The sequence below is a fragment of the Aequorivita sp. CRS11 genome, from assembly GCF_059693805.1.
The window spans coordinates 268,164-281,717 of sequence record NZ_JCATIG010000002.1; the positions used below are offsets into that span (position 1 = coordinate 268,164).

Genomic DNA, 13,554 nt, shown 5'->3' on the forward strand with positions numbered 1-13,554 from the left:
CTTCAGAAATTACTCAACAATTTTTATCCTGATCCCTTTGGAATGACCTGCAAATTCTGGTGCATACATACTTTGGATCGTTGTAATTCCGTTTGAAAACTCACCGATGTTATTTGCTCTCACATCGTATTCCAAAACATAAGTACCTTTTCTTATTTCGTCAAAAAAGAAATGGGTGGCTGCATCGCGGGTGCTTTTGAAATAGCCCAAGCCATCTTTATATTCAAATTTTGAAAGTACATCAACAGGCTCCAATGCTGATGCCCGCATATCTTTTAAATGGACATATTCCATATTTTCCGTAGTGGAAATTATGAGCCGGACCGTAATCAAATCACCTATTATTAAAGGGTTTTCCGAAGATATTTTTTGAAGCTGCGCTCCGTTATCAGTATTTTTCTTTAGATAGATTTCCTTTAAAACTTTTAGGGGTTGATTGTTATTTTCAACAATTTTATCCAAATCTTCAAAATATTGCCAATAAAAACCGCCATAACCTGGAACTTCAGATTTGTTGGTTATGGTTAAGGAGGCCATTTCTTTTTGCATTTCCGAACTGTTAAAATTTATTTTGAAATAACCAGTTTCGGCTTCTTTTTCCACTTCCGTAATTTTTTTCTGTATCGCTTTTGAATCGCCAAACTCAAATTTTGTTTTGTCCTTTACGTTTGTATAATCACTCCCGAAATTTAGCATTGCATCCACCGCTTCCGTTGTTGATTTTGTGGTAGGCCAATGTTTCACTTGCTTGTTTTTTAGCAACCAAACTTTCATAGCCTCCACAGATTTTTTGTCTTTTGTTATTTCCGCGAAAGCGTTTATTATAAGCGCTTGTGTTTCAATTGGCGATTGGTACCAATACCAACCTGCTTTGTTTTCAAGCCAATACATTCCCCAATCTTCGTTGTTTGAAGCGGTTTCCTTTAAATTATTAATGATTTTTTTGGCAGTATTTGTATCTCCAAATCTTTCAAAAATAAGTGCTGCCATTCCTTTTTCGTAAAGTGGGGAATCCAGCCAATTCTCTTTCAAAATTTCCAATTTTTTATTTATTTTCAATTGAAGACTATCCGAAAGTGGATTCTGCTTTAAATAGAAACTGCGGGCGTACAAATAATGTATTTCTGAATAATTTGGGATGGATTTGTTTTGGGTTTTGTTGTTTTTAAAATCTTTCTCAAATTTTTTATCCAAAAAGCTAATTCCTCGGTTTGTCAGGTATTTAAGATCCTCAGGGAGATTATCGGTTCTTTGCATCAATTTTCCAAAGCCTGCAAGAATATGCCTTGTTATAAATTCATTTTCTGAACCACCCTGAAACCACGGAAATCCACCGCTTGCCATTTGCTGGTTGTTTAACTTTTCAAACGTGGCTTGCTGTGCCGTTTTCATTTTCTCCAAATCGAACAAAAATGCCAATCTTCTATTTTTTTCCTCGTCCGTTTGGGAATCGTTGAACCAAGGTGTTTCAGCAAGAATGATTGATTTCAATTCTTCGTTTTTTTCCAATTCCGAAGAAATACCTTTTCCTTTTATACTTTCAAAATATGCAGCGATTTTTGGGTTGCTATTTATAATATTTGAAGCAAGTGCATTTGCGTAATAACGTGAAAAAGTCTGCTCTGCGCATTCGTGTTCGTATTCCATCAAATAGGGAAGGGCCTGAATTGCTAGCCATGTAGGGTTTGAGGTATATTCCAGGGTAAGTTGATGATTTTTAAGAGTACTGGAAGTATTGTTTTTCAAATTCTCAAAAGTGTATTCCCGTTTGGAATTTTCGCGCACCCAAAGCGGAATACTTTCGGTAACCAAAATATTGTTTGTTAAAACAGGAATTATATTTTCCTCCCCATCTGAAAATTCGCCAGCTTTTGCAAGTATTCTGTATTGCACACCCTGCAATCCTTCAGGAATATTTATTTTCCAGCTTACGGTAGTATTGCCTTTTGGTACGGTTTGGAAGTTCTTTAAATTTATTTTGTTGCCCATTTCAGCGTGAATTGGCGCCAAAGTAACAGCATCAAAAAGCTGCAGAATTGCGGTGCCATTTTTATTTTCTGAAGTAAGGTTTGAAATTCGAGCGGTGATTTGAATTGTATCTTTTTCCCTAAAAAAGCGTGGCATGTTTGGAACGATCATCAATTCCTTTTGGGTAATTACCATATTTTCAAAATAGCCGGAAAGTGCATTTTTATCGTGTGCGAAAAGACGTAGTTTCCATTGCGTCAATGATTCGGGACTGGTAAAATTGAAACTTATTTCCCCGTTTTTATCAGTCTTTAGCTGAGGGTAAAAGAAAGCAGTTTCGTTAAAGTTTTTCCGTGGAGCAACCTTTTTTAATTCTTCCAAAGCGGTTTTGGTGGTAATTATTACAACACCATTTGCTGCCGCGGAGCCGTATAAACTTGTTCCTTCTTCGCCTTTTAAAAAAGTTATACTTGCAATATTATTGGAGTCTAAATTTGCAATATTTATAATATTGTTTTTGTCGATACTATTCCCTAAACTTTTATCTTCAAAATTAACTGGTACACCATCGACAATGATGAGTATTTTTTTAGAAGAAGGTAATGATGAGGCTCCTCTAATAACCAAAGACGAGCCGCTTCCCGGAGTGTATTCTGAGTTTTTCGCAATCATTACTCCGGGCATACTCCCCGCAAGCAATGAATCTACGGATGCAACTACTGAAAAACCCAAACTTCTTTTCTCTCTACTAATACCATAAGCCGTAACCACAACCTCCTCCAAAGCCGAGCCCCCTTGCAAAGACACATTGTTTTCCTTGGAATTAACGATAAAACTATTGGTATTAAAACCCACATAAGAAACATCAAGCACTTCGCCCTGTGCTACTTCAATGGAATAATACCCATCAAAATCGGTTTGGGTGCCGCGGCTGGTGCCCCGAATAATAACATTGGCGCCCGGTAGTGGCAAGCCAGTATCATCGGTCACCAGGCCGTAAACCATAGTTGCGCCGGCTGGAATTTTCGAAATTAGCTTTTTCTGGTTTTTATAATTCTTTACGCCTTTGGGATTGTTAAAATCAAAACCGAACCAATATAAATCCACTCCATCGTCTGCAAAATGAAATAACGGGAGCGGGGCATTTAAAGCGTTAAGATTTATGTAATCAATGCCATCGATTAGATTTCGAGTATTGGAATAATTGCGATAGGAGTAATAATTATGTATCTGCAGTGCGCCCCAATTACCAGTCTTAAATTGATCCAACGAACTATCATACATAGAGGCGAGAACTTCCGCTTCTTTGGCTTTATTATTTTTTGTGAGGGTAAAACTCCAGGTTTGCTTGCTTCCTGGCTCAATTTTATTTCTAAAGCTTTTAATGGCAATATCAATTTCTCCTTTGTCTGCTTTTGCAATTGTATACGGTTCGGAATAGAATTCGTTTTCAAAAAACGTTTCAAAATACAATCGCAGATCTTCTGAACGCTCATTGTTGAGCGGTACTTTTATTTTTGCAAGTCCGTCATTGAGCTCTATTGGGACTTCCCTTAAAATGGATTCATTATTATCGGAAATTGTAATGTAAAGTTTTTTAATTTCCGAACGTATTTCAAGTTCTGCAAAACCATCCGCAAACGGATTTTCGTTTTTTTGATTTATGGTGAAAAGTCTATCGGAAACAAATGCGTCGTGGTGCAAAAGTTTGAAATCTTTTGAAGTTTCTATCTTATTTCCCAGGTTATCTGTTGCGGAAAAAATTAACGTGTAATTTCCCGTTTGGTTTGTTTTTAAAAAGTTGAGTGAAATTTCATTGTCTATTTCCGTATTCACTTCTTTAGAAAAAACCAAAGTTCCTAAACCTTTATTTACTTCAATGCCGATATTTTCATAGGGAAAAAGCCTTTCAAACTCCTCTGCGGTAAATCCTGGAATATCGGGTTTTGAAAAAATGCGCTTTTTTAATTTGTTGCTTAAAGGCGTTTTAAAATAAATTTCAACAATCCCTTTTGTTGCCAGAAAACTGCCGTTGAGGTTGGTGCTTTTAAGTTTTACTGAGATTTCATTTTTGGTATTTAATACGGAAGGAATTTCCGCAGACAATTGCAAAGTGTGGTAACCTACTTTTACCAGGGTTTCTGCGGTTTGCGTTTCGCCACGGCTATCTGTTACGGCCACATTTACGGTATATTCAAAAACCGGGAGGTCTTCTTTTTTTAAATTTAAATATGGAAGGGCGGGAAAGTCTATTTTGAATTCTCCATTACTATCGGTTGTGGTTTCTCCTTTTGCAATCGTTAAACTTTCGTCGGACCAACCTTGGCGGTAGTGGTAATTTACGTAGGATTCTCTTTGAACGTTGTAGCTAACTTGTGAATCGCTGAGATTGACGCCCGAAAAGGATATCGATTCTCCTGAAACCTGTACTGTGTCGTTTACCGCAAAAGTTTCGGTGGTGGGATTGAATTCAACTTTAAAAGTAGGTCGCTTGTATTCCTCAACACTAAATATAGTTTCATTGTAGCTAAAATCTACATTGTCCCAAAATAGATGTTCATCTTCCTCAGGGTCGTATAATTCGTCATTTTCCAAGTTATCGGGCTCATCGGCTTCAATGATATATTCACCCGTAACGCCATTTTTGGGAATATCAAATTCAAAAGTGAAAGAACCGAATTCATTGGTTTGGTATTCACGTTCAACAATTGTATTATTATCAGCATCATACACTTCCACATAAACAGTTAGATTGGGAACTGTACTTTTTACACCGTTTTTGTTTTGTAGCGCAATAGCTTTTACATATGCTTTTTGCCCGGGACGATAGATCGCGCGATCCATGTAGAATTTTACATCGCCAGTAAAGGTTTCATTTTCCTCACTGTATTCGCTATAATAACCTTTGAAAAAATCAATTTTCAAGGAGTCGATTCCTTTTGAAATCTCTAACTCCGTTCTTCTGTCACTGTTTGGTTTAGCTTTGGTTCTTGCAATTATAGCATTACCATTTTTATCAGTCTTTGTTTGCTTTTCTTCAAGTTGAATTTTAGCACCTTCAATGGGTTTTCCCGTTTTTCTGTTTACGATTTGAAAAATATCGTCATTGCCTTTTTCTTTGTGCAGCACGGCTAAATCGCTAACATTTAAAAAAGTGAAATTATAAATTTGTTTTTCGGCAAAGCGTGATTCATCAACAGCGAAGAGGATCAAGTACTTTCCCTTTTCTAGTTTGGGCATCAAAACTTCGGTACTATAGCTGAAAAGGTCATTTTTATTGGGAAGTTTATACGCAACTGTTTTTTCAAATTTGGCATTTTTCAATAATTCAGTGATAATACTATCCCTATTGAAGGCATTATTTTCAAATTGAAATTCGCTGGGGATTTTGAAAATTTTTAAAAAAAGACTGTCCGTGTTTTTGAATTTTACAAAAGCTCGGGTGTTTTCCCCATCATAAACATATTTCTGCAATTGAACATCAACTGATTTTGCGAGCATTCTTTGCTTTTGTAAATATGCGTTTTTATAGGAATTTGATCGCGACTTCACACTTAGAATACTGTCCAAAATTTTGATGGCGATAGCGTTGTAATCGGGATATTTTTCCTTTGAAGCCATTTTCGAATACAAATTTGCCCGTGCTAACTGAACTTTGCGAAAAAGTGCCGTATCACTCACTCTTTTTTGGTATCGATTTAAAATCGAGAGATAGTTGGCATCTTTTCTAAACACATAATTTTCATAAAATTGAATTCGCTCAAAATCCAAAGTTTCATCATCGGGATGCAGGCGTTCCAATTCTTGATAGAGAAGACTTGTGTTTTTTAAATTGGTGTTTGATAATGAATCAAAACTTATTGACAGAAATTCTTTGGTGCTACCAAAAACCTTAGTTTCAATTGGAGAAAAGAAAATTGCATTATCCTCATATTGGTTTAAATGGCGGGTGTAAAGGGCGATGTGTTTTTTTAGCAAAAATTGGTAAAGACTTAAATTTTCAATATTATCCAGTTTTTCAAAATCGAGAAGTTGTTCGTATTCCTTTAAGGGCTTGTTTTTTAATACTGCATTGTTTTGGGATAGTTTAAGGAAATATTTTATTGTTTCCTTTTCAAAATCAGGGAGTGTCCAAGTTAAAAAGTTATCCTGAGCAACAGCTTCAGTTTCCGTTCTTCGTTGTATTTTATATTTGTTTTGAAGTAAATATTCATTGATGCAGGAAACATAGACGAATTCCAAAAGTGATTTTCCAGGTTCTGAAACGGTTGCGATATCAGTTTTTAATTCGGAAATAATCTTTACTTGGGCGTCTTCCTCCAGCACTTGCATATATTTCGCCCGAAAGAAAAATGTTTTTATCAGTTCAAGGTCGTTATTTTTTCTTTTTGCTTTTTTGTAGATTTTTGCTACCTCATCATTTGCAGATTTTATGCTTCCGATTTCTTCAAATTCAATTACGTTTTTCCAGTTTTTCTCAAAATCTTGTCCGATAACAGTAAAAGAAACAAGAAGAAAAAGGGTAAAGATTACATTTTTCATGGCTAGTGATTTTGGTTGAAGCTCGAAGGTATGCGTTTTCTAAACTACAAAAATTTCCAAATTAGGGAACCAATGCTTTTAAACTGTGAACAGTATTTCTGGTTTAGTTTTCATAGATTTTAACTGTTTCAGTTTCCTCAAAAATAAAAAACCGTTTACAGAAAGTTGCAAACGGTTATAAATGTTTAATGGTCTTCTTACTTTTTCTCAATCCACTCTTGTGCATTTACCAAGGCTTGCACCCAAGGCGAAACTTCATCATTTTTTCTATCCTTTGGGTAATACGCCCAGTTCCACGGAAAAATAGAACGTTCCAAATGCGGCATCATAACCAAATGGCGCCCGGTTTTATCGGTCATCATCGCCGTGTTGAAATCGCTGCCGTTGGGATTGGCCGGTAACGCATCGTAGCCGTATTTTGCAACAATATTATAGTGGCTTTCCGCCTTTGGAAAACTGAATTTCCCTTCCCCGTGTGCAGACCAGATTCCCAAAGTGCTTCCCGCCATTGAAGATAGCATCACGGAATTGTTCTCCTGAATTTTCACCGAAGTAAACACACATTCAAACTTGCCTGTATCGTTATGGAGCATTTTCGGCTTTTCATCATCTTCGGGATTTAAAAGGCCGAGCTCCACAAAAAGCTGGCAACCGTTACAAACTCCCAGGGAAAGTGTATCGTCTTTTGCAAAGAAATTCTTTAGGGCCGTGTTCGCTTTTTCGTTGTACAAAAACGAACCCGCCCAACCTTTTGCGCTACCTAAAACGTCGCTATTGCTGAATCCTCCAACGGCCACCAATAGTTTTATGTCTTCCAAATCCTCACGGCCTTCAATCAGGTCGGTCATATGCACATCCTTTACATCAAACCCTGCAAGGTGCATCATATACGCCATTTCCCGCTCACTGTTGCTTCCTTTTTCGCGGATAACTGCTGCTTTAGGTCGGCGGCCTCCCCCGACCCCTCCGAAGGAGGGGAGTTTACCATTGAATTTTTTTGGAAAATCAAGTAGTAGGGGTTGTTTTTTGAAATTGCTGAAACGCTCTTTTGCAAGTGTTTCACCACTTTGGTTTTTATCCAATAAATAGGAAGTTTTATACCAAACATCGCGCATTTCAGAAATAGAAAATTCTAATTCTTTATTATTATTTTTTATTGAAAGGGAATCACTTTCTGAAACAGTTCCAATCTTTTGGAAGTCGATTTTATTGTCAGAAAGCATTTTTTCAACCAAAGCATCATCCGAAGCTTGGATTACAACGCCACAGTTTTCAGCAAACAACACTTTCACCAAATCACTTCCGCCTAAACTTGAAAGGTCCAAATCTGCTCCCAAATGCACATCGGCAAAACACATTTCCAGCAAAGTGGTAATCAATCCACCCGAAGCCACATCGTGCCCGGCAAGGATTTTTTCCTCGCGAATCAATTCCTGCAACGTATTGAATACGGTTTTTACATATTCCGCACTTTTCACGGTTGGCGCGTCATTTCCTATGGCATTCAAAATCTGCCCGAATGAGGAACCGCCCAGTTTAAAGTCGTCCTGTGAAATGTTTATGTAATAAATGCTGCCGCCATTTCTTTGTAGAACTGGTTCCACAACTTTTTGAATATCGTTGCAATTTCCCGCCGCTGAAATAATCACGGTTCCGGGAGAAATTACTTCGCCATCCTTGTATTTCTGCTTCATGGAAAGCGAATCCTTTCCAGTGGGAACGTTGATTCCCAAATCAATTGCAAAGTCGGAAACTGCTTTTACGGCGGCATAAAGTCTGGCATCTTCGCCTTCGTTATTGCAGGGCCACATCCAGTTTGCGGAAAGGGTCACACTTTTCAATCCGTCCTTTAACGGCGCCCAAACAATATTGGTAAGCGATTCCGTAATGGCATTGCGCGAACCGACAGCAGGGTCAATTAATGCTGTTAATGGCGAATGTCCGATACTTGTCGCAACACCTTCCTTTCCGTGGAAATCAAGCGCCATTACGCCACAATTGTTTAATGGAAGTTGTAACGGTCCTGCGGTTTGCTGTTTGGCAACGCGGCCTGTAACGCAACGGTCCACTTTGTTGGTAAGCCAATCTTTACAAGCTACAGCCTCCAATTGAAGCACTTGTTCAATGTAATCTTTTATTTTCGAAACTTCATAATCAGGGTTTTTATAATTCCTGTTTACGGTTTTATCTTTCATTATTGTTGTTGGCGAACTGCCAAACATATCTTTCAAGGCGAAATCCATAGGTTTTTCACCTTTTTCGTTTTCAAAACAGAAGCGTTGGTCGCCAGTAACTTTCCCCACTTCATACATTGGCGAACGTTCGCGGTCAGCAACCCGCTTCAGTTTTTGAATGTTTTCCTTCCCGATAATCAAGCCCATGCGCTCTTGGCTTTCGTTGCCCATAATTTCCTTTGCAGATAGGGTAGGGTCGCCAATGGGGAGTTTGTCCAAATCAATTTTTCCTCCTGTATCTTCAACCAATTCGCTTAAGCAATTTAAGTGTCCACCAGCGCCGTGGTCGTGGATGGAAACTATTGGGTTTTCGTCGCTTTCCACCATTGCGCGGATTGCGTTTGCGGCACGTTTCTGCATTTCGGGATTACTTCGTTGGATGGCGTTCAACTCGATTCCACTACTAAATTCGCCTGTGTCTGCAGAAGAAACCGCGGCACCACCCATCCCGATTCGGTAATTGTCACCGCCTAAAACTACAATCTTATTGCCTTCCTGTGGTTTGTCTTTTATGGCCTGGCTTGCTTTTCCGTAGCCAATTCCGCCGGCTAGCATAATTACTTTGTCAAAACCTAATCTTCTCGCTTCTTCTTCGTGTTCAAATGTTAGAACAGACCCGGCAATCAACGGTTGCCCAAATTTATTTCCAAAATCTGAAGCTCCGTTACTTGCTTTAATCAATATATCAAGCGGCGTTTGGTATAGCCAATCGCGTTCTTTCATTCCTTTTTCCCAGGGTCTCTCTTCGTTTAATCGGGAATATGAAGTCATATAAACAGCTGTTCCCGCCAAAGGCAATGAACCTTTTCCGCCAGCCAAGCGGTCGCGGATTTCACCACCGCTTCCGGTTGCCGCACCGTTAAAAGGCTCCACGGTTGTTGGGAAGTTGTGGGTTTCCGCTTTAAGAGAGATAACACTTTCAAAATCCTTTTCTTCGTACCAATCGGGCTTGTCGCCGCTTTTTGGCGCCCATTGTTTTACTTTTGGGCCTTTTACGAATGCCACATTATCCTTGTATGCCGAAACAATTTCATTCGGGTTTTCAGCTGAAGTCTTTTTTATTAATTTGAAAAGGGAAGAGGGCATTTCCTTGCCGTCTATTTCAAAGGTGCCGTTGAAGATTTTATGGCGGCAATGTTCACTATTAACTTGACTGAACCCGAAAACTTCACTGTCTGTAAGTTTTCGTCCCAGTTTTTTGGAAAGATTTTTAAGATATTCAACTTCTTCGGAATTTAATGCTAAACCTTCCTTTTGGTTGTATTCGGAAATATTATCAATTTCCAAAATAGGCTCCGGTTGAATGTGGATATCAAAAATATCCTGATCCAATTGGTTGAATTTCTGCGAAAGCATAGGATCGAAAGTTCCTTTTTCAACCTTGTTGTTATGAAATTCCTCGATACGAATGATTCCCTCAACGCCCATATTTTGGGTTATTTCCACAGCATTGGTACTCCAGGGCGTAATCATTGCGGCACGTGGCCCAACAAAAAAATCCGTCGCGTTTGTAGACAGGACGGATTGCTTTATTTTAGGTTGGTTGCCAAAAAGCCACTCCAACTTTTTAATATTTTCCTCTGTAATTTCTCCCTGGGTCTGGACTGCAAAAACAGTGTTTTCAACGTTCCCGAAAAAGTGAATCATCCTTTTAAATATTTGATGTTTTTTGAAGGTGCAAAGATAACCAATTTTGAAGGATTTTTAATCACATAAAAATGTAAGATTTATGAGTTCTCAATTTATTATAAACTTCTGGTTATTAACAATTAATAATTAAGGAAAATGCCTTACCTTTCCTCTTCAATTTTTTAAAATCAAACCATGAAACTTAAAAAACTACTATTTGTAGCCTGTATGCTATTTGGACTGGGAGCATATTCCCAGGAAACTTTTCCGCCAGACGAGGTTATCGTTGGAACTTTTATAGGAAAAACAATTCCTTTGAGGGATTTTGCCCTTCAAGAAGAAAATCTTGACCAAACTATTAAGGAAATCAGAATTGTACAAAACGGTTCACGCTATCATGAACAAGTAAATGCAAATGCCTTGCCCACGGGTATTGACCAAACAGTTCAAAAGAACTTTGGAAATATCCAAACTAGGGCGATTGAACAAAATTTTATAGGCGCTTCCTCTTCAGAGTCGGGTTTTGTTCCGCCAGATCCTACAGGAGCTGCGGGTCCGAACCATTACGTTCATGCGGTTAACTCTATCGTAAAGATTTTTGACAAAACGGGCAATCTTGTAGTTGGCCCCGTAGCTTTGGGAACATTTTTAGGAATTGGTTCCAATTCCGGAGATCCCATTGTGCTTTACGATCAATTGGCAGACCGTTGGTTTGTTAGTGAATTTGGTTCATTAAACAATTCACTTGCAATAGGCGTTTCTGAAACAAATGACCCCACAGGTGCTTACAATGTATATCAATATACCTTTGGAAGCTTTCCTGATTATCCCCATTATAGCGTTTGGCATGACGCTTATTATCTTACGGCCAATATTGGAACAACAAATAAGGTTTATGCGGTTGAAAGAGATGTGATGTTGGCAGGGGGAGCCAATCCAAAGATTGTGGGCTTTCCGCTTCCAGGCGTTACCCAAAATACAAACACGGTTTTAAGTCCAGAACCGGCAAATTTATTGGGGACCACTTATCCTGCAGATGTTCCTGGGTATGTAACATATCTTCAAGATGATGGATGGTCGGGAGTTACTTTTGACCATTTAAAAGTATGGGAAATTGATCTTGATTGGATTACAACAAGTAATTCTACCATATCGGCACCTTTGGAAATACCCACAGCCCCTTTCAATTCTGTGTTTGCTCCTTTTGGATCTGGTGATGTGGCCCAACCAGGCACTAATCAAAAGATTGATATGATAGGCGGTATAATATCGTATGCGCCCAATTATAGAAGCTTCGCCGGGCACAATAGCTGGGTAATCACCTTTAATACAGATATTGATGGAAATGACACTTCCGGCGTTCGATGGATTGAACTCCGAAATGACGCCTCAAATCCATGGTCCATATTTCAGGAAGGTACCTATGCGCCTGCAGATGGAAATAGTCGTTTTATGGGAAGTGCTGGAATGGATGCCGCAGGAAATATTGGCCTTGCATTTAACATAGCCAGTGGTTCGTTGAAAGCAGGAATACGCTATACGGGTAGGTTTGACGGAGATCCTTTGGGTCAAATGACCGTTGCTGAGACAGAAATATTTCAAGGTGCAGGTGTGCAAACGTTTTCCAACAGATTTGGTGATTATTCACATTTAACCTTAGATCCTGATAATTTTACTTTTTGGCACACTGCGGAATATTTTTCCTCAGACAACAACTGGAGAACCCAAATTGCCGCCTTCACCTTGTCTGGAGGTTTTGCTAAAGATGTAGGTGTTAATGCCCTAATTCAACCGGAAAATGGAATCTTGACAAATGCCGAAACAGTTGAAGTAAGCATCCGAAATTTCGGAACTGCGGCTCAAGCAAATATTCCTTTGGAACTTCGTGTGGACGGCAACCTGATTGCTTCTGAAACTTTCTCGGGGAGTATAGCTGCAGGTTCGACGGCAAACTATACTTTTTCTCAAACTATTGACTTGTCAAATCCTGGACAAACCTATGCTATTCAAGTTAAATCTAATCTGGCGGGAGACGAATTTCCTGCCAATGATCCATTTACAAAAGATATCACACATCTTTTGGCGAATGATGTTGGAGCTTTAGAGATTACAGCGCCAATATCTGGTTCAGGATTGGGCAACGAAACTATCACTGCAACGATAAAAAACTTTGGGGCTGATACCCAATCAAATTTTAATGTACAGTATGTTATAAACGGTGGTACACCCGTAGTTGAAACTTTTGCGGGGCCTATTGATTCCGAACAGGAGATGAGCTATAGTTTTACACAAACAGCAGATTTTACAGCGCTGGGTGTTTATAACGTAACTGTCTCAACTTCTTTGGCAGGTGATGCAAATGCTGCGAATGATGCCATTACAACCGAAATAGAAAACATTTTATGCCAGCCCTTTTTGAACTGTGAATTTGGTGATGGTTTTCAATTATTTTCAGTTGCAGAAATAAATAACCCTTCAGCTTGTGAAGGTTATGGCGATTTCACCAACCTTGTAGCCAATTTGGCACCGGATAGCACAAATGAATTGACCATAACCACTGGCTATGGCGATCAGTTTGTGAAAGTTTGGATTGATTTCAATGATGATTCCACTTTTACTGCAGATGAAGTTGTAGTTGATAATGTAGAAATTGCCTCCGGGCAAGGTCAGGGAACCTATACAGTCACAATGGATTTGGTTGTACCCGCAGGAGCAGCAATGGGCCCGCACCGAATGCGTGCAAAGACCAATTGGAATGGCCAAGTGCCGGCAGACGCCTGTGAAGAAACCAGTTTCGGAGAAACTGAAGACTATACCGCAAATATTGGAACACTTGGCGTAAATGACTTTTCAATCAGCAAAGGTGATTTGATAATTACTTCAGAAAACAACAAAAATTTTGAAGTAAACTTTATAACAGCATATGAGGGAACAGCTTATTTAGCAATTTATAATATGCTGGGGCAACAACTTAAGGTGAAGATGCTAGATAAGATAGGTAATTCTTTTAAGGCAAAGCTCGATATGGGGGAAGCGGCAAGTGGAGTTTATCTTGTAAGGGTAGGTGGCCAATACACCAAATCTTTTAAAACGGCACGAATTATTGTAAAATAAATTATTCGCTGAAATAATCCAAAAATGAAAAGAGCGGGCATTGCCCGCTCTTTCTATATAATGTTCA

The 13,554-nt window shown here is 38.9% G+C and carries 3 protein-coding genes; 1 reads left to right on the forward strand and 2 read right to left on the reverse strand.

Features of this window, described 5'->3' with window-relative positions; genetic code table 11:
- Positions 1-9: 9 nt before the first annotated feature.
- Both AC58DT_RS04410 and purL read right to left on the reverse strand, forming a co-directional pair.
- Positions 10-6,510, reverse strand: coding sequence for an alpha-2-macroglobulin family protein (locus AC58DT_RS04410; RefSeq protein ID WP_497215616.1), 6,501 nt, complete (start codon positions 6,508-6,510; stop codon positions 10-12).
- A 197-nt stretch (positions 6,511-6,707) separates the two neighbouring features.
- Positions 6,708-10,436: a phosphoribosylformylglycinamidine synthase gene (gene purL / locus AC58DT_RS04415; protein ID WP_497215938.1), complete on the reverse strand. Its 3,729-nt coding sequence runs from the start codon at positions 10,434-10,436 to the stop codon at positions 6,708-6,710.
- A 132-nt stretch (positions 10,437-10,568) separates the two neighbouring features.
- On the opposite strand from purL, the gene AC58DT_RS04420 reads away from it, so the two are divergent.
- Entirely contained in the window at positions 10,569-13,487 is a 2,919-nt protein-coding gene (locus AC58DT_RS04420) for a GEVED domain-containing protein (RefSeq protein WP_497215617.1), read from the forward strand.
- The last annotated feature ends 67 nt before the right edge of the window (positions 13,488-13,554 follow it).